Origin of the sequence: Methylobacterium sp. J-068, assembly GCF_022829445.1 — a bacterium.
Lineage (GTDB): Bacteria > Pseudomonadota > Alphaproteobacteria > Rhizobiales > Beijerinckiaceae > Methylobacterium.
Map to the genome: position 1 here is coordinate 18555 of NZ_JAKSXY010000101.1, position 22331 is coordinate 40885.

General features: G+C 68.5%; 25 protein-coding genes and 1 tRNA gene. 7 read left to right on the forward strand and 19 right to left on the reverse strand.

Translation table 11 applies throughout. From position 1 onward, the window contains the following. The first annotated feature begins 107 nt into the window (after positions 1-107). On the forward strand, positions 108-809 hold the full coding sequence (locus MKK54_RS17470) for a response regulator (RefSeq protein ID WP_409564201.1): 702 nt from the start codon (positions 108-110) through the stop codon (positions 807-809). Continuing rightward, positions 806-2146, forward strand: coding sequence for an ATP-binding protein (locus MKK54_RS17475; protein ID WP_244012491.1), 1341 nt, complete (start codon positions 806-808; stop codon positions 2144-2146). Before MKK54_RS17470 ends, MKK54_RS17475 begins: the two co-directional genes overlap by 4 nt. Here MKK54_RS17475 and MKK54_RS17480 read toward each other — a convergent pair. From MKK54_RS17480 to MKK54_RS17515, 8 genes are all read right to left on the reverse strand, one after another. Beyond that, the gene (locus tag MKK54_RS17480; protein ID WP_244012493.1) at positions 2135-2662 is read right to left on the reverse strand and encodes a regulator; all 528 of its coding nucleotides are present in this window, start codon (positions 2660-2662) and stop codon (positions 2135-2137) included. The two genes, MKK54_RS17475 and MKK54_RS17480, sit on opposite strands and share 12 nt — an antisense overlap. Before the next feature lie 165 nt (positions 2663-2827). Beyond that, positions 2828-3202, reverse strand: coding sequence for a response regulator (locus MKK54_RS17485; protein WP_244012495.1), 375 nt, complete (start codon positions 3200-3202; stop codon positions 2828-2830). A 442-nt stretch (positions 3203-3644) separates the two neighbouring features. Next, a complete protein-coding gene (locus tag MKK54_RS17490; protein WP_244012497.1) occupies positions 3645-4604 on the reverse strand; it encodes a LysR family transcriptional regulator in 960 nt (319 codons plus the stop codon). Positions 4605-4714: 110 nt separating this feature from the next. Beyond that, positions 4715-5557, reverse strand: coding sequence for an SDR family NAD(P)-dependent oxidoreductase (locus MKK54_RS17495; RefSeq protein WP_244012499.1), 843 nt, complete (start codon positions 5555-5557; stop codon positions 4715-4717). 25 nt (positions 5558-5582) lie between these two features. Further along, on the reverse strand, positions 5583-6281 hold the full coding sequence (locus MKK54_RS17500; RefSeq protein WP_244012501.1) for a RibD family protein: 699 nt from the start codon (positions 6279-6281) through the stop codon (positions 5583-5585). Between the two features lie 95 nt (positions 6282-6376). Next, positions 6377-7186 carry an SDR family NAD(P)-dependent oxidoreductase gene (locus MKK54_RS17505; protein ID WP_244012503.1) on the reverse strand — a complete coding sequence of 270 codons (810 nt, stop codon included), beginning with the start codon at positions 7184-7186 and terminating at the stop codon, positions 6377-6379. Between the two features lie 13 nt (positions 7187-7199). Beyond that, positions 7200-7937: a haloacid dehalogenase type II gene (locus tag MKK54_RS17510; protein WP_244012505.1), complete on the reverse strand. Its 738-nt coding sequence runs from the start codon at positions 7935-7937 to the stop codon at positions 7200-7202. A gap of 253 nt (positions 7938-8190) precedes the next feature. Next, positions 8191-9078 carry an NAD-dependent epimerase/dehydratase family protein gene (locus MKK54_RS17515; RefSeq protein WP_244012507.1) on the reverse strand — a complete coding sequence of 296 codons (888 nt, stop codon included), beginning with the start codon at positions 9076-9078 and terminating at the stop codon, positions 8191-8193. Positions 9079-9210: 132 nt separating this feature from the next. On the opposite strand from MKK54_RS17515, the gene MKK54_RS17520 reads away from it, so the two are divergent. The 4 genes from MKK54_RS17520 (at position 9211) to MKK54_RS17535 (ending at position 12669) form a co-directional block, all read left to right on the forward strand. Next, positions 9211-10122, forward strand: a complete 912-nt coding sequence (locus MKK54_RS17520) for a LysR family transcriptional regulator (protein WP_244012509.1) — start codon at positions 9211-9213, stop codon at positions 10120-10122. Between the two features lie 338 nt (positions 10123-10460). Next, positions 10461-11216 (forward strand): hypothetical protein, encoded by a 756-nt coding sequence (locus MKK54_RS17525; protein WP_244012511.1) that lies wholly within the window; start codon positions 10461-10463, stop codon positions 11214-11216. Between the two features lie 2 nt (positions 11217-11218). Next, on the forward strand, positions 11219-11410 hold the full coding sequence (locus MKK54_RS17530; protein ID WP_244012513.1) for a hypothetical protein: 192 nt from the start codon (positions 11219-11221) through the stop codon (positions 11408-11410). Positions 11411-11631: 221 nt separating this feature from the next. After that, the gene (locus tag MKK54_RS17535; protein ID WP_244012515.1) at positions 11632-12669 is read left to right on the forward strand and encodes a hypothetical protein; all 1038 of its coding nucleotides are present in this window, start codon (positions 11632-11634) and stop codon (positions 12667-12669) included. Here the strand turns inward: MKK54_RS17535 and MKK54_RS17540 are convergent. Together MKK54_RS17540 and MKK54_RS17545 are read right to left on the reverse strand one after the other, a co-directional pair. Continuing rightward, positions 12666-13229, reverse strand: a complete 564-nt coding sequence (locus MKK54_RS17540) for a metallophosphoesterase family protein (RefSeq protein ID WP_244012517.1) — start codon at positions 13227-13229, stop codon at positions 12666-12668. The genes MKK54_RS17535 and MKK54_RS17540 overlap by 4 nt on opposite strands. 323 nt (positions 13230-13552) lie before the next feature. Next, the gene (locus MKK54_RS17545; RefSeq protein ID WP_244012519.1) at positions 13553-13819 is read right to left on the reverse strand and encodes a hypothetical protein; all 267 of its coding nucleotides are present in this window, start codon (positions 13817-13819) and stop codon (positions 13553-13555) included. Positions 13820-13889: 70 nt separating this feature from the next. Here MKK54_RS17545 and MKK54_RS17550 point away from each other — a divergent pair, with 70 nt between their 5' ends. Beyond that, positions 13890-14078, forward strand: a complete 189-nt coding sequence (locus MKK54_RS17550; RefSeq protein WP_244012521.1) for a hypothetical protein — start codon at positions 13890-13892, stop codon at positions 14076-14078. A 223-nt stretch (positions 14079-14301) separates the two neighbouring features. On the opposite strand, the gene MKK54_RS17555 is transcribed toward MKK54_RS17550, so the two are convergent. The 9 genes from MKK54_RS17555 to MKK54_RS17595 all read right to left on the reverse strand — a co-directional run bounded on the left by MKK54_RS17555 (position 14302) and on the right by MKK54_RS17595 (position 22310). After that, positions 14302-14378, reverse strand: a tRNA-Met gene (locus MKK54_RS17555). A gap of 110 nt (positions 14379-14488) precedes the next feature. After that, positions 14489-15730, reverse strand: a complete 1242-nt coding sequence (trpB, locus tag MKK54_RS17560) for a tryptophan synthase subunit beta (RefSeq protein ID WP_244012523.1) — start codon at positions 15728-15730, stop codon at positions 14489-14491. 220 nt (positions 15731-15950) lie between these two features. Next, on the reverse strand, positions 15951-16592 hold the full coding sequence (locus tag MKK54_RS17565) for a phosphoribosylanthranilate isomerase (RefSeq protein WP_244012525.1): 642 nt from the start codon (positions 16590-16592) through the stop codon (positions 15951-15953). A 46-nt stretch (positions 16593-16638) separates the two neighbouring features. Further along, a complete protein-coding gene (locus MKK54_RS17570) occupies positions 16639-17013 on the reverse strand; it encodes a LapA family protein (protein WP_244012527.1) in 375 nt (124 codons plus the stop codon). 40 nt (positions 17014-17053) lie between these two features. Further along, entirely contained in the window at positions 17054-17365 is a 312-nt protein-coding gene (gene ihfB, locus MKK54_RS17575; protein WP_238277152.1) for an integration host factor subunit beta, read from the reverse strand. Between the two features lie 51 nt (positions 17366-17416). After that, the gene (sppA, locus tag MKK54_RS17580) at positions 17417-18403 is read right to left on the reverse strand and encodes a signal peptide peptidase SppA (RefSeq protein ID WP_244012529.1); all 987 of its coding nucleotides are present in this window, start codon (positions 18401-18403) and stop codon (positions 17417-17419) included. A 321-nt stretch (positions 18404-18724) separates the two neighbouring features. Continuing rightward, the gene (rpsA, locus tag MKK54_RS17585) at positions 18725-20455 is read right to left on the reverse strand and encodes a 30S ribosomal protein S1 (protein WP_056184418.1); all 1731 of its coding nucleotides are present in this window, start codon (positions 20453-20455) and stop codon (positions 18725-18727) included. 269 nt (positions 20456-20724) lie between these two features. Next, a complete protein-coding gene (locus MKK54_RS17590) occupies positions 20725-21252 on the reverse strand; it encodes a hypothetical protein (protein WP_244012531.1) in 528 nt (175 codons plus the stop codon). Between the two features lie 155 nt (positions 21253-21407). After that, a complete protein-coding gene (locus MKK54_RS17595) occupies positions 21408-22310 on the reverse strand; it encodes a dihydrodipicolinate synthase family protein (protein ID WP_244012534.1) in 903 nt (300 codons plus the stop codon). Between the last annotated feature and the right edge of the window lie 21 nt (positions 22311-22331).

Sequence of the window (22331 nt, forward strand, 5' to 3'; positions counted from 1 at the left end):
GTTCGAAGGTCCCGATACATTTCGCGACAGAATCCCCCGGGGAGGCGGACGCCGCCGCGCGTTAGGGCCCAGTACGAAAGGTTCGGGACATGGACGACGCACACATCATGGTGGTCGATGACCATCGCGACATCCGCGATCCGCTCGCGGCCTACCTCAAGCGGCACGAGTTCCGGGTGACCGTCGCCGCGGACGCGGCGGCCGCTCGCATCGTCCTGGCGCGAAGCACCATCGACCTGGTCCTCCTCGACGTGATGATGCCGGGCGAGGACGGGCTGTCGCTGTGCCGCCATATCCGGGAGGCCTACGACACGCCCGTGATCCTGTTGACCGCCTTGGCTGAGGGGACCGACCGGATCGTCGGCCTGGAGATTGGGGCGGACGACTACGTCACGAAGCCGTTCGAGCCGCGCGAGCTCCTCGCCCGCATTAAGAACCTCATCCGGCGCACGCGTGCGCTTCCCCGCACCCGGGAAGGGGCGGACGGGCGCAGGCTGGCGTTCGACCGTTGGACGCTGGACACCGACCGGCGCGAGCTCGTCGATGACGCTGGCACCCCGGTGACGCTCAGCACTGCGGAGTTCCGACTGCTCTCGGCGCTGACCCGGCATCCGAGGGTCGTGCTGTCCCGCAATCAACTCCTCGACCTGACCAGCGGCCGGACCGTCGACGCCTTCGACCGAAGCATCGACAACCAGGTAAGCCGGCTCCGGCGAAAGCTGGAGCGCGATCCGGCCAACCCGGGGCTCCTCAAGACCGTGTGGGGTGGCGGCTACGTCCTGGCGGCCGAGGTGAGGACGGTGCCGTGAGGCTGGTGCCGCACTCGCTCGGCGGCAGGCTGGCGCTGCTGCTCGTGCTCGCCGTTGTCGGCGCCCAGGCGGTGGCCTTCGCGATGTTCGCCCACGAGTCCTCGCGGGTCGGTCGAGCGGCGGCCCGGACCCAGGTGGTCGACCGCATCGCCACGCTGGTACGCCTGCTCGACGCGGTCCAGCCCGACGCCGTCCCGAGCGTCGTCAATGCCTACGGCTCCCCCCGCCACAGCTTCACCATCGATGCCGGGAGCCTCGTGCCGGAGGGCGCGATGGGCGTCGACGAGGCGCGACTCGCGCGGCGGATCGACCGTCGCATGAAGGATGACGCGAGCCAGGCGCGGATCGCGCTCGTCGAGCGGGACATCGGGGAGGACGCCCCCCGGGGCCGCCTATCCGACAGGCCCCAGGCATTGCGGGTCTCCGTCCGGCTCGACGACGGACGCTGGCTCAACGCCGAGGCCCCGCTTGCGCTGCGGACGCCGCCGTGGATGCGCATCGCACTCATCCAGGTCCTGGCGAGCGTAGTCGCGGTGCTCGCGGTCGTCGCCATCGCGAGGCGAGGGATCGTAGGTCCGGTGGCGGACCTCGCCAAGGCTGCGGAAATGGCCGGGCGGGGCGCAGCGTTCGAACCGTTGCCGGAGCGAGGCCCGAGCGAGTTGCGGACCATGACGGCGGCGTTCAACCTGATGCAGGAGCGCTCGGGGGCCTTCGTCGCCGACCGCACCCGGATGCTGGCCGCCATCAGCCATGATCTGCGCACCCCCATCGCCTCGCTCTGGCTCCGGGCGGAGATGGTCGAGGACGACGAATTGCGAAGCTCGATGGTGCGTACGATCTCGGACATGGGGCGAATGGTCGACGCGACCCTGGCGTTCGCCCGGGACGATGCGCTCGCCCAGGACAGCGGCCCGCTGGATCTCGCCGAGATGGTCCGGGCGCTGGTGGACGACCACACGGTCCTGGGGCGGGACGTCACCGCCGCGTCGCCGGCCGATGCGCAGTTCCACGGCCGGCCGGTGGCGCTGCGTCGGGCCCTCGACAACCTCGTCGAGAACGCCGTCCGGTACGGCGCCAGGGCGCGGATCACCCTTGAGCGGGGCGGTGACGGCATCCGCATCCTTGTCGACGACGACGGGCCAGGTATGCCCCCCGACAGGATCGAGGAGATGTTCGCGCCTTTCGCGCGGCTGGAGGGCTCGCGGAACGCGGAAACGGGAGGGACTGGTCTCGGCCTCGCCATCGCACGGTCGGCGATCCGCGCGCATGGGGGCGACGTGACGCTGTCCAACCGCGCCGGCGGCGGCCTGCAGGCCGAGGTAAGCCTACCAGCGTGATGGCCGGATGCCGAGGATGTCTTCCGCATCCCCGGCGTCGCGGGAACACGCGGCCCTGGCGGTGACCTTCTCGAAGGTGCCCGTCGCGATCTGGTTTTCGAGCTGCGCCTTGAAGTCCGCGATGCCGAGGACCTGGACGGGATTGCCCGCCTCGTCGAGGAACTCGTACAGCGCGTCCTCGATGTTGCGGTTGCTGAAGAACACGATGGCGTCCTCGTCCTCACCACCCTCCATGTGGGGGTCGCCGTTCGCGACGCCCGAGACGTAGCTGCCCGTCGGACGGGTTTCCTTCAGGGTCCCGTCCTCGCGGTAGAACCTAAGCTCGCCCTGCATCACGAGCGTCACGTAGGGACTCTTGTGCCGGTGCAGCATCACCTTCTGGTTCGCCGAGAACTTGAAGACGACGTCGACAATGCGGCTCTCCTCGTCGACCTTGTAGACGAAGAAGGCGATGTGCGGCAGCCAGTCGAGCTTCCGCCAGGTGATGTTGCTCTCGTCGAACATGGGCTTCGGCATTCCGTTATCTTCCGTTGCCCCCTCCAGCCGCTCTCGGGCGACGCACGGCTTTCCGCCGCGTCGGATGGTTCAGGCAGAGGGCAACGCCCCGCACGACGGATCGATGCGGCGGAGCCTAGCGACCGAGCGAACTCTCCTCATGAGGTCATCGGAAGAGGCCGACGGTCAGACCGCGTGCTCGATGGCATCCACGACCTGGTCGGCGCTGTAGGGCTTGGACACGAACAGGCCGTGGTCCGGGATATCCTGCTGGGAGAACCGACGACGTCCCGAGGTCACGACGAGGCGGATGTCGGGCCATGCCTCGTGCACGCGTCCGGCCAGTGTCACCCCGCACATGGAGCCAGGCATGTCGACGTCGGTGAAGAGCGCGCCGATGTCCGACCGTTCGTGCAGGATGAACCACGCCTCGTCGGCGTGGCGGGCCTCGATAATCGTGAAGCCCACATCCTCCAGCATCTCGACCGCGCAGAGGCGCACGAGGTCGTCATCCTCGACGACGAGGACGGCCGATGCTTCCATGGAACGCTTCGTCGCCATCGTCTCGAAACACAGGTTGAGACGAATGGTTGCCGACCAGGATCGCAGCATCCTCGCTATCCTGGACCGAGGGACCCGCGACCACGCTGCCCGGGCGACCGATCAACGGGCTCGACGTCTACCTGGAACCCACGGCCACTCTCGATATCTTGAGGGCATCGGCAGGGTGCCCCAGGCCTGCACGTGCTCCTCCGCTTTCCCTCGACCCATGTTCGGCCTGCAGCTCGGAGGTTCTCCCGGGGATATTCACTGAGCAGAGGAACGGCTTTTCCTTTGTTGCAGTCATCGAAAAGCAGTTGGGCGGTGCTAGGTTGGTCCCACCCAGACAACGGGCTGCAGAACAACGTCCGCTTACAGGCAAGCGCTGAAACGCGATGAGCGGCCGTGTTGGGTCGGATGCGGAACGTCCGCTTCGGTCGAAAAGCTTAGCTCTCCTCGCCACCTACCTAGAACGTTTCAGAAGAGCAGAATGTGATAGGCCCCCGCCGCCGTTCGACGGTCGGCCCTCCCAGTGCCGCCTGATGGCGTCAGCCAGGAGCCTCAGCCCGGTCGGGACCTGTTGGCGGCCCGAGTAGTACAGGAAGAAGCCGGGACCGTCCGAACACCAGTCCGGCAGGACGATCTCAAGCCGCCCCTCCGCGACGTGGTCGGCGACCCGCGCCTCCAGGCAGTAGAACAGACCGAATCCCGCCAGCGCCGCCTCGACCGAGACGTTGGTCTCGTTCGCCACCATTGTGCCGGGCACGTCGAGGGCCCGATAATCACCGTCCCTGTCGAACTCCCACCGGTAGACCTCGCCGGTGCCCAGGCGGATGCGCACGCAGGAATGCCGCATCAGGTCCTCGGGCACCTCGGGCCGTCCGCGGGCCTGCAGGTAGCCGGGCGAGCCCACGACCACCCAGCGCAGGTCAGGGGTGAGCCGCTGCGCGATCATCTCCTCGGGCACGGTGCCGCCATAGCGGATGCCCGCGTCGAAGCCCGAGGCCACGACGTCGATGACCCGGTCGTCGACGTCGACCTCGACCTCCAGGCCCGGGAACTCCAGCAGGAGCCGGGGCAGGACCGGATCGATCAGCAGGCGGGCGGCATCGCGCGGCACGCTGAGGCGAACCCGGCCCGCGGGCGTCTCGCGGAACCGGTTCAGCCCGTCGAGGGCTTCGCCAATGCGCCGGAAGCCCTGGTCGAGTTCCTCGAAGAGGGCGAGGCCCGCCGCCGTGGGCACGACCGACCGGCTCGTACGGTTCAGCAGGCGCACGCCAAGCCGGTTCTCAAGGCCCTTCATGGTGTGGCTCAGGGCCGACGCGGTCAGGCCGAGCTCGGCCGCCGACTTGCGGAAGCTCCGGTTCCTGGCGATGGCCATGAAGACGTTGAGGTCGACGAGGTCCGCCTTCGTGAAGGCCACGCGCGCTGCTCCGGGGTTGCGCGACGTTCGTGCCCCCGAACGGGGTCTGGTTCAACGTTCGATCCGCCTCAGCCTCGCATGAACTGTGGGCAACGGTCCCGCGGTCGGCCCTAGGGAGCCGATCCGGCCTCCATCCAGCGCTCGAAGCGATCCTTCCAGTCCGGATGCCACCGCGACAGGGCGGGCCGGTTCTCGATCATGTCGTCCGCAGACCAACGGATGCGGAGCGCGTCCACCTCATGGGTGACCTCGTTGTCCGGGCAGAGGATGTAGAAGTCGCCGGCCCGGAAACGTTCGACGAAGCGCTCGACGACCTGATCGGCGGTCCAGGCCGACGCCGGCATCTCCAATGGCCGCCCGGCCGCGTTCATGGGCGTCCAGGTGAAGCCCGGGACCAGCAGGTGGGCGGTGACCCGACCGGCGGACGCCTGCCTGAGTTCGTGCGCGAGTTGTTCCGTCAGCACCCTGATGCCGGCCTTGGCGACCGCGTAGGCCGCGTTGCCGGGCGGCGTGGTGATGCCCTCCTTCGATCCGAGGTTCACGATGGCCGCGGATCGGTCGGCCGCCAGCATGGTCGGGACGAACAGGTGCTGGGCGGTCAGCACGCCTCCGAAGTTGACGTCGAGCTGCCGTCGCCACGCGGAGGGGTCGCCCCAAGGGCCAGCACCCGCGGTGATGCCGGCGTTGTTCATCAGCAGGTCGACCGCGCCGTATGCCTCGTAGGCGGTCCCGTGCAATCGCCGGAGGTCGTCGGGATCGGCGACGTCGCCGACCACGGTCCGTACGTCGGCATCGAGCGTGGCGGCGTGGGCGGCCAGGGCGTCACCGTCACGGTCGAACAGGCAGAGGCGCATGCCCTCGGATGCGAACCGACGCGCGGCCGCAGCCCCGATGCCAGCGGCGGCACCGGTCACCACCGCCACCCGACCGGCCGAAAGAATCGTGCTCGTCATGGTTTTCTCCCCAATGCGGTGGCGCTCAACGGCCGGCGACGGCGTAGCGAAGGTGGACGCCGCCGCCGCGACGGACCTCGCACGAGCTCAAGGTAAGGCTGACCGCATCGGCCAGTCCCTCGTCCCCGCCCTCGAAGATCGTCCGCCCCCCGGAACGGCCATCGATTGCCGGGAACACCACCAGGCTGATCTCGTCGACGAGCCCGGCGCGGAGAAACGCCCCGTTCATGCCGCCCCCGCCCTCAAGCAACAGGCGCTTGATGCCGAGATCGCGGCCGAGCGTGTCCAGCATGCCGGCGAGGTCGAGGCTCGATCCGGTCGCGACCACGTAGGAGACGCCATCGGCCGCGAGCTCGGCCAGGTGCGCGTCGGGGACGTCGGGGCCGAGCGCCACCACGACGTGGTCTCCCTCGATATCGGGAGCCGTCCAATGGAGCTTGCCGTGCGGATCGACGGCGATGGCGTATCCTTCGGCCTCGCACCCTGCGAAATGGTGCGGCCTCGCAGGCTTGTCGAAGCTCGCGGGCGGGTGGGGCTCGCCGGTTGCGAACTCCTCCATGGTCACCCGGCCGGCGAGCCAGGCATCCCCTTCGAGGCTGTCGTGCACCCGCTCGTACTCGGCGACGCGTTCGTCGAAGCCGCCCTGGGGCGACCCGCTCCAGTCAGCGACCGCGAGGCGACCGTCGAGGGGGCTCATCATGTGGCAGATGACATGTGGTCTCATAGGAGATCCTCGGTCGGCGATCCGCGGCGGCGGCCGGGATGCCGGCCGCCCTTGGGATCGTGGGGATTCAAGTGGGTCCCGACGGGGACAGGGGCTCAGGAAAGGCCGGAACCGGGCTCGGCCCCGCCGGAATGGGCCGCGGCCTTGGCGGTGTCGGGCAGGATGTTGTTCAGCACCCGGCCGATGAACTTCGAGCCGGGCTTGCCGGCGACGACCCGGTCCTTGCCGGCCTTCATCGCCTCGTAGCCCTCGTGGGCGACCTTGGTCGGCGCGGCCTTCTCCCCGAGCCCGAGCTTGGTCGTGTCCATGCCGGCGCGATGCCAGAAGTTCGTGTCGACCTCGCCCGGCAGCAGCAGCGTGAACACGACGCCGCTGTCCTTGACCTCCTCCTTCACCGCCTCGACGAAGGAGATCAGGAAGGCCTTGGTGCCGCCGTAGACCGCCTCGTACGGCGTCGGCATCGTGCCGGAGATGGAGGCCGTGTAGAGCAGCCGGCCCGCGCCGCGCGCCACCATGTCCGGCAGCAGCCGCTTGGTCAGGTGGACCTGGGAGACCACGTTGAGGGCGATCATCTTGAGCTCGGCCGCGAGGTCGGTGCCACCGACGAAGTAGCCACCGACGTCGACGCCGGCGTTGAGGGCCGCGGCCGCCAGGGGGCGACCCGTATCGGCGACGGCTTGGGCTAGGGCCTCGACGCCATCGTACTCGGTGAGGTCAGCCTTCACGACGATGGCCTCGACGCCGGTCGCGCGGACCGCGTCGGCGGTCCGCTCCAGGCCGTCGTTCTGGCCGCTCGCCGTGATGATGACGTCGTGGCCGTCGGCCGCGAACAGGCGGGCGAGCTCGTAGCCGATGCCGCTGGATGCGCCGGTGACGAGCGCGAGGGGTCGATGGTCGTGGGTCATGTCGGTCTCCGGTTCAGGGACAGCCGAGGGCGTCGGCGGCTTCGGTGAGGCTCTCGACCTCGACGTCCCAGCGCTCGGCGGGGGCGAGGTCGGTGGAATGGGCGGGGCCATGCTCGTGCGGCCGGCGCACGAACACCGTCCGCAGGCCGCAGGCGCGGGCCGCCCTGAGGTCGTCGTTGTGGGCCGCGACCATGGCGATCCGTTCGGGCGGCAGGCCGACAGCCTCGGCCGAGCGCAGGTAGGTCTCGGGCTTCGGCTTGTAGCTTCGAGCGATCTCGGCCACGACGATGACGTCCCATGGCAGGCCGCCGAAGCGGGCCAGCCGCATCATGCCGGCGAGGTGTCCGTTCGAGAGCGGGCCGATGGCGAACCTGCGCTTGAGACGGGTGAGGCCCTCGACGCTGTCCGGCCAGGGATCGAGCCGTTCCCAGGCCCAGTTGAGCTCGTCCAGTTCCCCAGCCGCGATCCGCGCGACGTCAACCCCGTGACGGGTCAGCACCGTGCGCAGGTTCTCCCCGTTCAGGACGTCGAGGCGGACCCAGGGACGACGGCCCGAGTGGACCTCCTCCATCGCCGGCTGGTACAGGGCGCGCCACTCGTCCGCGATGGTCAGCGGATCGACCGCGATGCCATTCCCGTCGAGGAAGGGGGCTGCGGCGCGAGCGATGCCCGACCGCCAGTCCACCACCGTGCCGAACACGTCGAAGCCGACATCGGCGGGATCGGGCGGCGGGGTAGCCGAAAACGTCATTGGGAGGCTTCTGGCCTTCGTTCGAGGTCGGACCGGCGGCGCACGGACGGGCCGGCGGCGCCAATGCGAGGCCGTCGATCCGGTCGATCCGTGCGTTCGGTTGGTTCGATCAGGAAACGCCGCCCGGACCTGGCGGCTCCGCGATCATCAGTGAGCCTCGCTCATCGGAGCGGGTTGCCGGATCGAACGGTCCGGCGGCCGATCTCGACCGCTCGGGATCGCTGCCTCGACGGAGGAGCGACCCGCCCCTTCCTCAGACCTCGTCGGTCCAGCGATGCACCGGGTTGAACCCGAGCACGCGCTTGGCCTTCTCGTTGGTCAGCACGACCTCGTTCCCGGAGAACGTCTTCCGCCGCTCCGCCTTCGGATAGTACCGGTCGAGAAGCTCCTCCGTCGGGGTGCGCATCACCGTCTCGTCGTTGGTGATGAGGAAGGCGTCCTTGCCGCGCACGTCGTAGCGGATCGCGCACTCGATGGCCTGGGCTGCGTCGCGGTTGTCGATGTAGGTCCAGAGGTTCCACAGGCGCTGGGTCGGGTCGTCCTGCCAGCCCTCGAACTTCGCGTATTCCTCCGGGTCCATCACGTTCGACAGCCGCAGGCAGGTGATCCGCATCTCTGGGTCGTTGAGGCAGAACTGGCGGGCCATCTCCTCGCCCAGCACCTTGGTCAGGGCGTACACGTTGAAGCCGCGCATGGGGTAATCCTCGTCCACCGGGACGTAGGGAGCGTCGGTCTTGTCGAAGGGCACCCCGATGCCGACCTCGCTGGCCGCCCAGACGACGTCCTTTATGCCGAGCCGGCGGGCCGCCTCGAACACGTTGTAGGTCGCCATCATGTTGAGGCGGAACTCGACGCTGTCGGCGACCATGCGCGGGTGCGGGATGCTGGCGAGGTGCACGATGGCGTCGAACGCTTTGGGCTCGGCCCGCGCGTAGACGTCCTTGCCGACCGAGGACAGGGCGTCGAGGGTCTGCCCGAAGTCTTCGAGGTCGACCTGCATGATCGGCTCGTCGAGATCGTTCGGGCTGTCCTTGTCGACGACGAAGACGTCGTAGCCCTTCTCGCGCAGATACGGGACGAGGGTCTTGCCGACCTTTCCATGTCCGCCGGTCACGGCGATGCGCTTGCTGTTTCCAGCCATGTCTTAACCTCGAATGAGAAGGGATGCCGGTGCCCGGCCCTGCAGACGTCTAACCCGATCCACCCGACCTTGTGCCCGCCAAAAACTCACCGTAGCGTTCACCTGGGCTCAACACGACTGGAAGCGGAAGCCGTGGGCAACCTCACCCGGGCGGACCTCGGCGACCTCAACCTTTTCCGCGTGATCGCGCGGGCGGGAGGGTTTCGACGCGCGGCCCTCGAACTGGACATCACGCCCTCCGGCCTGAGCCACGCACTCCGCGGGCTTGAGACCAGGCTCGGCGTGCGGCTGTTCCACCGTACCAACCGCAGCGTGAGCCTCACCGAGGCCGGCTCCGAGCTCCTTGCCCGGCTGAACGCTGGGTTCGGCGAGATCGAGGAGGGGCTTGAGGCTTTGAACGGCTACCGGGGCAAGCCGGCCGGGCGCCTGAAGATCAACGTCCTCACGGATGCCGCGAGGCTGGTCCTCGGGCCCGCCTTGTCGGGCTTCCTCGCCGAGTATCCCGAGGTGAGGCTGGAGGTCGTGGTCCAGGACGATTTCGTCGACATCGTTGGTGGCAGCTTTGACGCCGGCATCCGCTTCGGCGGACGGGTGCCCGAGGAGATGATCGCCGCGCCGCTCGGCGACAACCTGCGATGGGTCATGGTTGCGTCGCCGGGGTACCTCGCGTCGGCACCGATCCTGGAGCATCCGTCGGATCTTTCGAAGCACCGATGCATCGGCCTCCGGATGGGCACCGGCGCCATCTACCACTGGGAGGTGGAGCGCGGTCCGGAGCGCTTGACCGTCACCGTCGAGTGGTCAGTCGTGGTGAGCGAGACCGCGCTCGCCATTGCGATGGCCGAGACGGATGGCGGCATCGCGTATTGCCAGGAAAGCTTGGTAGCAGGCCGATTAAAGGATGGGTCGCTGAGGGAGGTCCTGCCCGAATGGGCCTCGTTCGGACCTGCGTTCCACGTCTACTATTCAAGCCGCCGCCAGGTCCCCCAGGCCCTCCGGGCGCTGATACATTACCTCCGGGAGCATCCCGCCACCCAACGTTGATCCGGTCGCCACACGCCGCGAAAGGAGGAAAACCTCGTTCCAACCGATCTTCGGCCTTTCCCTCTCCACGTCGTCACCCTGGTTCGTGTCCCGCGCCGTTGCCACTGGTCCAAAAAGTGGTCGTCGCGGTCCTTCTGCCGATGGCCCGATCCGCGCCGGCGACATCGAGGGCTGGGGGCTCGACCGCCTCCTGGCCGTCGCCGCTTCCCTCGGGCTCCGGGCCGAGATCCGCCTCGTTCCCGTCGAGCCTGCCGCCTAGGACGCCGTCCGGCCGGACGCCATCCGCCCTTGTCGTAAGCATGGCCGCCTGGACAATCTCCTCAACAGGGAGACCGGCCGTGACGTTCTTCGACAACTCCGCCCTTCAGCACATCCTCGACGACCTCGATCTCGACGACGATTCTGCGCCCCCGCCCACGCCGGAATCTGCGTCCGCCGTAGCCGCAGCCGCCAAGGCGAAGCGCGACGAGGCCGAGCGCAAGCGGATCGAACGGGCCGAGCGCAAAGCGGAGGGCCGTCCAGATCCGCGCCTCGTGGACACTATCATCGCCCGGGCCCTCGCCGACGCCCTCCGGGCCGCTGGCGCCCGGGCCCACATTGTCAGGCACCGGAAGCTAGACGGGCTAACCCTCAGCGCGAAGGACGTCCTCGCCCTGGCCATGAAGGGCTTGCAGGACCGTGGCTGCACCGAGTGGGCGGAACGGAACATTTCCCTCACGCCGCGTCGGCTGGAGCGCGTCCGCATCGAGCGTTCGCCGCTTTCCCGGGAGGTGGTGACGACGGCCATTGAGAGCATGGTCACCGTGACGATGCGTTCGGCGTCCGGGTTCGTTGAGGCCATGTGTCGGATGTTTGCCCCGGAACAGGAGGACAGGTGGGCCGACATTGTTCGGATGCACCTCGACCTTCCGTGGGTCGGTTCCCATGACGAGCTCAGGTCCCTGCTTTGCGGCCATGATCCGGTGTGCTGCGGCGCCGCGGCGAGCCCTCTGCGACTCGCACGCTCCGTCCCCGGTAAGATCAAGCGAGACCCCGACACGGGCATGCCCTGGTTCCGGCAGCATGAGCGCGAACGGACCGGGAGGCGGTGGTGACCGTGGCTGACCTCGCACGCTGGCGCATTGAGCCGGATGCGGTCGACGCCCTCGTGGACGGGCTCCTCGCCCGCGACGGGCGGGCCCAGGCCGAGGCGGTCAGGGCCATCCCCGACGTCGCCGGCGCCCACCGCCGGGTGTGGGAGCGCGCCCTGCTGCTGCTCTCCTGGCACGCCGCGCACGGGCCCGACTGAGCGAGACGGGTTCTTAACCATCCCGAGTCGTTTCCTCTCATCCCGGGTGTTTTCCTCCCCGTGGGGGATTGTTCGAGGCATCGCTTCCGGGCTATGTTTGGGATGTACTAGAGTTAATTTAACCATCGAATGAGATGGTCTTATGATGGGGCTCGCTTACTGGCGAGACCTATGGATTCATCCGTGCATCGAGGCCGCCGGCCTCTGTGCGGAGTTGAACCGTGACAATCGGAAAATTCGTCTACACCAGGCTGACAGGCGAGGAGCAGGCTTACCTCGGTCGCGCTATGGAGCGCGCCGACGGACGTAACGAGTCCGACGACCTCTACTGCGGCCTCGCCAACCTCAACCATTTTGTCCCGGTAGCCGAGGGGCATAAGCCCACGGTAGAGCAGAAGATCCAGATGCTCGATCTGGTCAACGGCATCCGACGTGAGAACGGGCGCGAACTTCGGGACTACACCCGCATCCTCCGCAACATTGAGCGGAGCCGGGACGTGGCGCATCTCGCCTCCCTGTTCGTGGAGGCAACCGGCGTTTCGGACCTAGCTGTTTTCGGGGAACCCCTGATCGAGCGCTGGTGCGATCTGGACGACGAGCGCGTCGAGGACCTGAGTGCGGAGGACGACAAGGTCACCGCGGCCGCTCTCGGATGGCGCGGCATCGAAGGTGAACTCCCCGTCGAGGCGCTGAACAACTACCGCCTCTGGCGCCGGGCGCTCGACGCAGACGATCCCGACGCGGTTGCCACGTACGAGGAACTCAGGGCGGGCGACCGGAGCGAGCTCAGTCTCACCGCGCTGGCCTACCGGGTCGACGGCACCGACGAGAGGGAGGTCCTCACCGGGATCTTTGGACCCTTCTGGTCCGTCGCCCAAGACGTGATGACCGACACGTTCATGGACCGGATGGAGGAATCCCCGCATGCGCAGGACCGTGTCAAAGGCCGGCTGTTCTATGGGTGCCCGGCGCCCACCGACGTCACCCTGATCCGACAGGACGCGGTCAGGCGCATTACGGATCGCGAGTTGCTGTCGATGAAGCCCAAGAGCGGCAGGGTCGCCATCAGCCGCACCGACCATGTGTGCCACGACTCCGACTTGACCATCCCGGCCGGCGAACGCCACCTCGTCTCCATCGAGGTCGTGAACGATGAGACCAGGACGACGTGGCACAGCCTTGCGGCCTGTTGGTGCCATGTCGTCCTTGAGGACCTTTCCTTCGCCAAGGCGCTTCAGACCCAGCTATCGTTGCTCTAGCCCTCGTCGTCGGCTTCGGCCTCAAGGGCGGCGCCCCGGACCCGCTCCTCGGGCAGGTCCGTGGTAGCCGCCAGGCGCTCCCGGATCTCCCCGAGGGTGACCGGCCTATAGCTCCACCGGTCGACCCCGACGTCGCAACTCTGCGAGGTGTCCGGCAGCATGCCGTGGGTGTGCCCGAAAAGCTGGATGCTTCCTCGCCAAGCGCCGACCCACGCCCTCATCGGGTAGTGGCAGAGGATCACCCTTTGCCCCTCGATCTTGCGGCTGACGAGCTCGTGCACCTCGTGCCATGGGAGCGACGTCGTCTTCTGACGATCATGATTTCCACGGCATAAAATTTTGCGGCCCCGGAGGCGCTTGAAGAGCGCCGCGTACTGCTCCGGCGTGCCGCCCATACCGAAGTCGCCGAGGTGCCAGACCTCGTCCCTGGGGCCAACGACGGCGTTCCACGATTGCACGAGCAACTCGTTGTGCTCGGCGATATCGGCGAACGGGCGCGAGCTCATCCGAAGGACGCCCGCATGGAAAAAATGCGTGTCGGCGGTGAAAAAGGTCGTCATCAGGGCAGCCTCAAAGGGGGCTGCCGCGCACGCGGTCACGCCCCGGGGAATGGGATCTCGGCGGTGAGCGTGGCTATCGGTTTCACGAGTCTCTCCGGGGGCGGGCGAACAAATCCAGGAAGTGGATTAATCGGCCGGTGGAATCGGTCTCGTAGCACGGGCCGGGTTAACGAGACCCTGGCCCGAGGGCTTTAACGTGATCGTCCCCAACAAGATGATTCGACAGCATCGAAAGCGGCTTAGGGCTTTAGCGTCGGTCGCAGTTCCCCAGCGTCAGAAATGTCGGTGGACCCACCTCCAACGTTAGAAATGTCGGTCCGGCGTCAGATTTGTCGGTCGGGCGGCCGGTCCGATCCAAGGTCCTGGAGGTAGGGCCGGCACCAGGGCACGTACTGGTTCGGGCCGCGCTTGCCCCACGCCTTTGGCCACCGGCACGTGACCGCCACGGCGAGCGGCACCGCGTCGAGCGAGGCCCCGGGCCCGAGCCGCGCGATCAGCCTCCCCGTGCAGTAGTCCCCCCGCCGGCGCGGGCACCACAGGCAGGCCACCCGGACGCGCCGGTAGGGGAAGTCGACCAGCCGAAGGATCACCGACCCCGTCCTTGCTCCGCCGCATTTGTTCTCTATCTGTTCCTGTGGTGGAGGGTTGGCAATGCCTGACTTGAGCGACATCCTGGAGGCATCGGCTGGCGACGAGCGCGACGCGTTCCTGCGGGCCCTGGCGGAGGACATGGTGGAGGCGACGTCGCCGCGGCGGCCCGGGCTGGTGAAGGCCGAGCAGCCTGCGAACCTGGCGAGGGCGCTGGGGCGGGAACGGGGGCGGCGGCGACTCGTGCGGCTGGCGTCTTGATCCCGGGTGGTATCGATCCCGTCTGGTGATACCGGGTGGGATCACCTCGGGGCGTTCAGGGGCGGTTTTCGGGATGGGTAATCATCCACGGGATTTCGGCGAGGGCCTCTGGCGGGCTTCCCTGGGCTTCGAGGGAAACCCGAGGTCCCGCCCCAAATCCGCCCCGGAACGAAAAAGCCCCGGCGTCCAGGCCAGGGCTTTTCGACTAAGTGTTTGAGATTGTTGGTAGCGAGGGAGAGATTTGAACTCCCGACACAAGGATTATGATTCCTCTGCTCTAACCAACTGAGCTACCCCGCCATCGCGCGGCTACCGGGGCCGGCCGCCGCGTCGAGATCGGCGGTATAGGGAAATCGGCCTCGGCGTGTCAACGGGGTTTGGGCCGGGAAAATGGCGCGTCACCCCATCCTTCAGAGGTGGGTGCCGAGGATCTCGGCGACCTGGGGGATGTCCTTGTCGCCGCGGCCCGAGAGGTTGAGCACCATGAGGTGATCGGCGGGCTTCCGGGGCGCGAGTTCGAAGACCTTGGAGAGGGCGTGGGCCGGCTCCAGGGCGGGGATGATGCCCTCCAGCATCGAGCACAGCTTGAACGCCTCCAGGGTCTCGGAATCGGTGGCCGAGAGGTAGGTCACCCGTCCGGCCTCGTGCAGCCAGGCGTGCTCGGGGCCGATGCCCGGATAGTCGAGGCCCGCCGAGATCGAGTGCGCGTCGGCGATCTGCCCGTCGGCATCCTGCAGCAGGTAGGTGCGGTTGCCGTGCAGCACCCCCGGCTTGCCGCCCGACAAAGATGCCGCGTGCAGGCCGCTGGCGATGCCGTGGCCCGCCGCCTCGACGCCGTAGATCTCGACCTCGGGATCGTCGAGGAAGGGATGGAACAGGCCCATGGCGTTCGAGCCGCCACCGATGCAGGCGACGAGGGAATCCGGCAGGCGGCCCTCCATCTCCAGCATCTGCTCCCTGGTCTCGCGGCCGATGATCGACTGGAAGTCGCGCACCATCGCCGGATAGGGGTGCGGACCCGCCACCGTGCCGATGCAGTAGAACGTGTCGGCGACGTTGGTGACCCAGTCGCGCAGGGCCTCGTTCATGGCGTCCTTGAGGGTTTTCGTGCCGGATTGCACCGGCACCACCTCGGCGCCCAGCATCTTCATGCGGAACACGTTGGGGGCTTGGCGCGCCACGTCGACGGCGCCCATGTAGACCACGCATTTCAGGCCGAAGCGGGCGCAGAGCGTGGCGGTGGCGACGCCGTGCTGGCCGGCGCCCGTCTCCGCGATGATGCGCGGCTTGCCCATGCGGCGGGCCAGCATGATCTGGCCGAGCACGTTGTTCACCTTGTGCGAGCCGGTGTGGTTCAGTTCCTCCCGCTTGAAGAAGATCCGGGCGCCGTGTCCGGGGGCCGCCTGCGCCCGCAGGTGCTCGGTCATGCGCTCGGCGTAGTAGAGCGGGCTCGGCCGGCCGACATAATGGGTGAGGTGGCTGTCCATCTCCGCCTGGAAGGCGGGATCGGCCTTGGCGGCCGTATAGGCGGCTTCCAGGTCGAGGATCAGCGGCATCAGCGTCTCGGCCACGAAGCGTCCGCCGAAGATGCCGAAGCGGCCGCGCTCGTCCGGGCCGTTGCGGAACGAGTTCGGAGGGGGAGCGATGGTCACGGGCTTGGTCCTTGGAGTGACGGGTGCGTTTGGCCAACGCCTAGACCCGCGCGGGGTCCGGCGACAATGCGGCCAACACGCCGATTCGTGAAAACAAGGGTTTTCCGGCGCGAATGCAAGACCCCGATCTCAAGGCCCCGATCTCAAGACCCCGACCTCGGGGCACTTGGTGGCGGCGAGCCTCGAACGCGAAGGACGTGCCCGCGCGTTCCGCTCTCGATCAGCCACGCGCCGCGGCGATGAAGGCCGCGATCCGGTCGGGTGATTTCTCGCCCGGTCGCGTCTCGACGCCCGAGGAGACGTCCACCGCACGCGCGCCCGTCTGGGCAAGGGCGTCCGCCACGGTTTCGGGGGTGAGGCCGCCGGACAGCATGTAGCCCGCCGGCAGGGCCGCATCGTCGAGGAGAGCCCAGTCGAAGGCGTGTCCGTTGCCGCCGGGAAGATCCGCGCCGGGCGGCGCCTTGGCGTCGAGGAGGATGCGGTCGGCCCGCGCCGCATGGGCCGCGACGGCGTCGAGGTCGGCGCGGCTCGCGATCCCGATCGCCTTCATCACCGGACGTCCCGTCGCCGCCCGGATGGCCGCGACCCGCTCCGGCGTCTCGCGGCCATGGAGCTGGATCCAGTCCGGGTCCAGCGCCGCGACGGCGGCGGCCACCAGGGCGTCGTCGGGGTCGACGAGCAGCACGACGCGCTCGCTCCGGCCCTTCGCGCGCGCCGAGAGCAGGCGCCCGGCCTCCAGGCCGACATGGCGAGGGCTCCTGGGGAAGTGCACGAAGCCGACGAGGTCGGCACCGGCCTTCAGGGCCGCGTCGAGGGTCGCCGGCGTGCTGAGCCCGCAGATCTTGATCGCGATGGCGGACATGGGGCCTGGCGGGTATGGGGCTCGGGTGACGGGTGCGGGCACCGCCTCAGCGCGGCGCCGGCAGGGCGACGCGGTCGGGCGCGTTGCGATAGATGCCGTTCGGGCCCTCGTTGGCCGGCGGCGGCGCGTAGGTCTTCAGGCGGGCGGTCTCGCCCTCCAGGCGGCGGATCTCGCGGCGGCGCTCGGCGCTGGTGCGGCGGGTGCCCGATTGCCCGAGCCAGGCGCCGCAGCCGCCGAGCAGCACGCCGATGGCCACGGCGATGAACAGCAGGAGGTAGAGCGGCAGCGTTGCGCTGAAGACGGGCAGGCCGGGCGAGAACGGATCGAACGACACCCGCACCGCGTCGCGATTGGCGACCGCGAAGGCCACCACCAGGATCGCCACGGGCAGCAGCACCAAACCCTTGAGGAAGCGGATCATCGAGTAGAACTCCGAGCGTGGGGAACGGGGCGGCGGGCGGTCAGGAGGCGGACGCGCCCGCATCGCCGATGCCGGCCTCGTTGAGGCGCAGGCGCATCTCCTTGCCGGTCTTGAACACGGGGATGGCCTTCTCGGAAACGGCAACGGCCGCACCCGTGCGCGGGTTGCGCCCGCGCCGCGCATCGCGGCGCTTCACCGAGAACGCGCCGAACCCGCGCAGTTCGACCCGGTCGCCGCGCGCCAGGGCATCCGCGATGGTGTCGAGGATCGCGTTCACGAGGGTCTCGACATCGCGCTGGTAGAGATGCGGGTTCTGCTCGGCGATCTTGAGCACGAGCTCCGACTTGATCATGCGAGGGCCTTCACGAAGTCATGCACGAAAGTGGAACGGCGGGGCCGCGTCTCAGCGGGCGGCATCCGCGGATCCGGGGCGCCACAGGACGAGGAGCCCGCCCTCGGCGAGGCTCGCCGTCTCGTCGCTCACCCGGCGCAGGCGGGTGGCGAGGCCGTCGAGCCCGACGAGATCGGCGCCGATCCCGAGGGCCGACCACAGGCGGAAATCGCTCTTGGTGGTGGGCTTCCAGTCGAGGACCGGCAGGTCCTTGGCCACGCCCTTCTCGGCCTCGAGCCAGGCGATGGCCTGCCGCTCGCCGCCGAGCCCGTCGACGAGCTTCAACGGCACGCTCTGGCGCCCGCTGAACACGCGTCCGTCTGAGACGGCGGCGAGTTCCTTGTCGTTCATCTTGCGCCGGTCGGCCACGAGGCCCTTGAACCACGCGTAGGTGTCGCCGACCACGGCGGCGAGCGCCGCGCGCGCTTCCGGCGAGGTCGGGGTGAAGCCCGACGGCTCCGCCTTGAGCGGGGCCGACTTCACCGACTCGACCTTGACGCCGACCTTGTCGAGCAGGCCCGACAGGTCCGGATACTGGAACAGGACGCCGATGGAGCCGACCAGCGCCGTCTCGCGCGCCACGATGTGGTCGGCCGCGATCGCCGCGATGTAGGCGCCGGAAGCCGCGGTGCCGTCGACGAAGGCCACCATGGGCTTCTTCTCGGCCAGCGACCGCAGGTTCCGGTAGAGTTCCTCGGAGCCCGTCGTGGTGCCGCCCGGCGACGAGATCGAGACCACGACACCCTGCACGGCGCTCGAATCGCGCACCCGCTCGATCAGCTTGGTGGTGGATTCGCTGCCGGCGATGAAGCCGCCCACGGAGATCCGGGCGATCTGGGGCCGCACGCTGCCGAGGCTCAGGGCCTCGCCGCCGCTGCGCACGCGCAGGCCCACCGCGCCGACCGCGACCACGAGGCCGCCGATGCCGAGCACGCGCCAGAGGGACAGCTTGCGGCGCAGGCGCCGGCGATCGATCAGAAGTTCGGCATCCGCGGCCATGCGCTGGTCATGCTCCCTGGCGCGCCGGCTCTGCCGGCTGGTTCTTGTCCGGACTCGAGGCCCGGCTTGCGCTCACCGACGTGAGCGTGCCGATCCTTGTCCCATACTCCTCGCTGATTTGCACCAAGCCTTTGGCGCATCTCGCATCCTGGGACGTCGGATGCCGCACCGGCATCGCCTGCCCCGGTGTTCTAGCCCTCCCCGGCCGGGAGCGACAAGGGGCCGTGTGCACGCGAAAACGCCCGCGCGGGATGCGATCCCGCGCGGGCGTCGGTCGAGGCGCCTCGGCCGCGCGGGCCGAGGGGCGATCGCGCGGGACGCTTAGTCCTGCGACTCGTCCTTGTCGTCGCTGGTGCGGGCCTTCTTGAAGGCCGCGCCCAGGATCTCGCCGAGGGAAGCGCCCGAATCGGTCGAACCGAACTGGGCCATCGCCTCCTTCTCCTCGGCCATCTCGAGGGCCTTGATGGAGAGCTGGACCCGGCGCGCCTTGCGGTCGAACTGGATCACGCGGGCGTCGAACTTCTCGCCGGCGGCGAAGCGCTCGGGGCGCTGGTCGCCACGGTCGCGGGCGAGCTCGGCGCGACGGATGAAGGTGGTGAGGTCGGTATCGACGATCTTCACGTCGACGCCCGAATCCTTCACGTCCACCACTTCGCAGGTCACGATCTGACCCTTCTTGAGGTCACCGGCTTCCGTGAAGGGGTCGCCGCCGAGCTGCTTCACGCCGAGCGAGATGCGCTCCTTCTCGACGTCGACGTCGAGAACCTGGGCGCGCAGCATGTCGCCCTTCTTGAACTCCTCGATGACCTGCTCGCCGGGACGGTTCCAATCGAGATCCGACAGGTGGACCATGCCGTCGACATCGCCGTCGAGGCCGATGAACAGGCCGAACTCGGTCTTGTTCTTGACCTCGCCCTCGACCTCGGAGCCCACCGGATGCTGCTGGGCGAAGGCCTCCCAGGGGTTCTGGAGGGTCTGTTTGAGGCCGAGCGAGATGCGGCGCTTGACCGGATCGACCTCGAGGATCTGCACTTCCACTTCCTGGGAGGTGGAGACGATCTTGCCCGGATGGACGTTCTTCTTCGTCCAGGACATCTCGGAGACGTGGATCAAGCCCTCGATCCCCGGCTCCAGCTCCACGAAGGCGCCGTAATCGGTGATGTTGGTGACACGGCCCTTGAGCTTGGCGTCGACCGGATAGCGCTGGGCGATGCCCTCCCACGGATCGGCGAGCAGCTGCTTGATGCCGAGCGAGATGCGGTGGGTCTCGTGGTTGATCTTGATGATCTTGACCTTGACCGTCTGGCCGATGGTCACGACCTCGGACGGATGGTTCACGCGGCGCCACGCCATGTCGGTGACGTGAAGCAGGCCGTCGATGCCGCCCAGATCCACGAAGGCGCCGTACTCGGTGATGTTCTTGACGACGCCGTCGATGACCTGACCCTCTTCGAGGTTGGCCACGAGCTCGGAGCGCTGCTCGGCGCGGCTCTCCTCGAGGACGGTGCGGCGCGACACGACGATGTTGCCACGGCGACGATCCATCTTGAGGATCTGGAACGGCTGGGGCGTGCCGAGCAGGGGCGTGACGTCGCGCACGGGGCGGATGTCGACCTGGGAGCGCGGCAGGAACGCCACGGCGCCGTCGAGGTCGACGGTGTAGCCGCCCTTGACCTGGTTGAAGATCGCGCCGGTGACGCGCTCGTTGGCCTCGAAGGCCTTCTCGAGCTTGACCCAGCTCTCCTCGCGGCGCGCCTTGTCGCGCGAGATCACGGCCTCGCCGAGCGCATTCTCGATGCGGTCGACATAGACCTCGACCTCGTCGCCGACGGCGAGTTCGCCTTCGCGGCCGGGGCCGTTGAATTCCTTGAGGGCGACACGGCCTTCCGTCTTGGCGCCGATGTCGATGACGGCCACGTCCTTCTCGATCGCGACGACGCGACCCTTGACGACGGAGCCTTCGGTGATCTCGTGTTCGAGGAACGACTCCTCGAGAAGAGCTGCGAAATCGTCGCGGCTCGGGCTACGCTGCAGGGCGTTACCAGCGGTCATTCTGTCTCCTGACAGGCCTCATCGGGAGGCCGGCATCGGCGGCTCGTGTGACGGGGCACCCTCGACGTCGCCGCCCGGGGTCGCTGACCCGACGGGCTCAACCTCCCGGAGGAGGGCCGACGCATTCTCAAACGATGGTCGAGAGCGGATCTCCAACGGGGGCGCGGCCCGGGATGTCTGCCCAGGCTTCGTCGATTCCGATCGGAGAACGCCGGTTCCATAGCCGATTGCCGGGCGTCCGGCAATATCGGCCCCGCGCCCGCTCGCGATCAGGCGGCGGGGGCGTCCCCGGCTTTGCGCAGCCAGATCGCCGAGGCGACGGCCAGCGGTTCGAGCGGGAGCATGACGCGGCCGTGGCGCCGACCCCAGAGCTCGATTCCATCGAGGCGGACCTCGCGGATCGTCAGCCAGGCGCCGAACGGGAAGGTCGCGTCGGTCCCCTCCTCCGGCCCGAAGCACTCCTCGAAGGCGAGCGGGTCGATCATGATCTCGTCGTAGCGGGACAGATGATCGGTCATCGAGACCTTGGAGCGGAACAGCACCCGGTCGCGATGAAAGGAGGAGAAGCACGGCTCGAACTCGGTGAGCGTGACCCAGAGCTTTCCGCCGATGCGCAGGTAGGGTGGATTGGGACCGGTCTCGCTGAAATTCGCCGGGCCCCAGCCCGCCCGGCTCATCAGGGAATCGGCGAGCGTCACGGGCTCGCAGGAGGCGCGGGACGGGTTCGCGTCGAAGGACGCATGATCATGCGGCGCCGACCATGGCGGGGGCTCCGTTGCGATGGTCTGGCCGGTCATGGCGCCCCCCGAAGGCATTCTCATGCGCATAGAGGGCAAGATAGTACGCATTTTCCGACCTCGAAGGCCAGACTTTGCGAAAAATGTTCGCAGGGCTGCGTTCTATTGTGCCGCTTGCCGGTCCGCATCCCGCTCGCGGGCTGCCCCGGACGGCGTCAGATCAGGTCGAGCCGCGCCAAGACCTCCGCCACCTCGCGCCGCGCGCCGTCCGGCAACGGCAGCAGGGGGCGCGGCAGTTCCGGCCGGCACAGATCCAGGATCGTCGCGGCGGCGTAGATCACCCGCAGGCTGGAATAGGTCCTGAAGAGCGCCCAGAGCGGGTCCAGGGCCGCGTCGAGACGCCGAGCCTCGGCGGCGTCACCGGCCTCGACGGCGCGCATGATCGCACCGCACGGCTCCGGGAACAGGCCGGCGGCGACGCTGTACCAGACGGTGCCGCCGGCCAGGAGCGCCTCGGTGGCGTGCCAGTCGCCGCTGAAGCCCACCGAGAAACCGTCCGGCACCGCGTCGCGCAGGGCCGCGAGATGCCCGGGGACGTTCGCGGCGGGGGGAGCCGGGCTCTTGATCGCGACGATGCCCGGAATGCGGGCGAGCCGCGCCGCGAGGTCCGGGCGGATCGTGACGTGCGTGGTGGTGGGATTGTCGTAGATGCAGAGCGGCAGGCCGCTCTCCCGCGCCACCACCGTGAAGTGCTCGACGATCTCGTCGTCGGTGAGCGGCGTGTAGGAGACCGGCGCGAGCAGCCCCGCCGCCGCCCCGATGGCCCTGGCGTCCCGGGCGAGCCCGACGGCCTCGTCCGTGCGCAGGGCTCCGACGCCGACGAGGATCGGGGCACGGCCCGCCACCGTCTCCACCGCGACTTCCAGCGCCCGCCGGCGCGCCGCGCGGGTCAGGTAGGGATAGCTGCCCGTGCTGCCGAGGAGGCCGATCGAACGCACGGCCGGCGTCAGCAGGCGGGTGAGCAGGCGGGACAGGGCCTCGCCGTCGACCTCGCCCCCGGCGCTGCACGGGGTGATCGGGAAGGCCGAAACGCCCTTCGGCATCGTATCCGTCAGCATGGGCCCCCTCCCCCTGGCGAT

What these genes read in the sequence shown, in the direction of transcription:
- MKK54_RS17470 (WP_409564201.1), top strand. Translation starts at nt 108, where the DNA reads ATGGTGGTCGATGACCATCGCGACATCCGCGATCCGCTCGCGGCCTAC.
- MKK54_RS17510 (WP_244012505.1), bottom strand. Translation starts at nt 7,937, where the DNA reads ATGACGTTTTCGGCTACCCCGCCGCCCGATCCCGCCGATGTCGGCTTC.
- MKK54_RS17540 (WP_244012517.1), bottom strand. Translation starts at nt 13,229, where the DNA reads ATGACGACCTTTTTCACCGCCGACACGCATTTTTTCCATGCGGGCGTC.
- MKK54_RS17590 (WP_244012531.1), bottom strand. Translation starts at nt 21,252, where the DNA reads ATGACCGGCCAGACCATCGCAACGGAGCCCCCGCCATGGTCGGCGCCG.
- rpsA (WP_056184418.1), bottom strand. Translation starts at nt 20,455, where the DNA reads ATGACCGCTGGTAACGCCCTGCAGCGTAGCCCGAGCCGCGACGATTTC.
- MKK54_RS17565 (WP_244012525.1), bottom strand. Translation starts at nt 16,592, where the DNA reads ATGTCCGCCATCGCGATCAAGATCTGCGGGCTCAGCACGCCGGCGACC.
- MKK54_RS17495 (WP_244012499.1), bottom strand. Translation starts at nt 5,557, where the DNA reads ATGACGAGCACGATTCTTTCGGCCGGTCGGGTGGCGGTGGTGACCGGT.
- MKK54_RS17485 (WP_244012495.1), bottom strand. Translation starts at nt 3,202, where the DNA reads ATGGCGACGAAGCGTTCCATGGAAGCATCGGCCGTCCTCGTCGTCGAG.
- MKK54_RS17515 (WP_244012507.1), bottom strand. Translation starts at nt 9,078, where the DNA reads ATGGCTGGAAACAGCAAGCGCATCGCCGTGACCGGCGGACATGGAAAG.
- MKK54_RS17595 (WP_244012534.1), bottom strand. Translation starts at nt 22,310, where the DNA reads ATGCTGACGGATACGATGCCGAAGGGCGTTTCGGCCTTCCCGATCACC.
- MKK54_RS17570 (WP_244012527.1), bottom strand. Translation starts at nt 17,013, where the DNA reads ATGATCCGCTTCCTCAAGGGTTTGGTGCTGCTGCCCGTGGCGATCCTG.
- ihfB (WP_238277152.1), bottom strand. Translation starts at nt 17,365, where the DNA reads ATGATCAAGTCGGAGCTCGTGCTCAAGATCGCCGAGCAGAACCCGCAT.
- MKK54_RS17500 (WP_244012501.1), bottom strand. Translation starts at nt 6,281, where the DNA reads ATGAGACCACATGTCATCTGCCACATGATGAGCCCCCTCGACGGTCGC.
- MKK54_RS17505 (WP_244012503.1), bottom strand. Translation starts at nt 7,186, where the DNA reads ATGACCCACGACCATCGACCCCTCGCGCTCGTCACCGGCGCATCCAGC.
- MKK54_RS17480 (WP_244012493.1), bottom strand. Translation starts at nt 2,662, where the DNA reads ATGCCGAAGCCCATGTTCGACGAGAGCAACATCACCTGGCGGAAGCTC.
- sppA (WP_244012529.1), bottom strand. Translation starts at nt 18,403, where the DNA reads ATGGCCGCGGATGCCGAACTTCTGATCGATCGCCGGCGCCTGCGCCGC.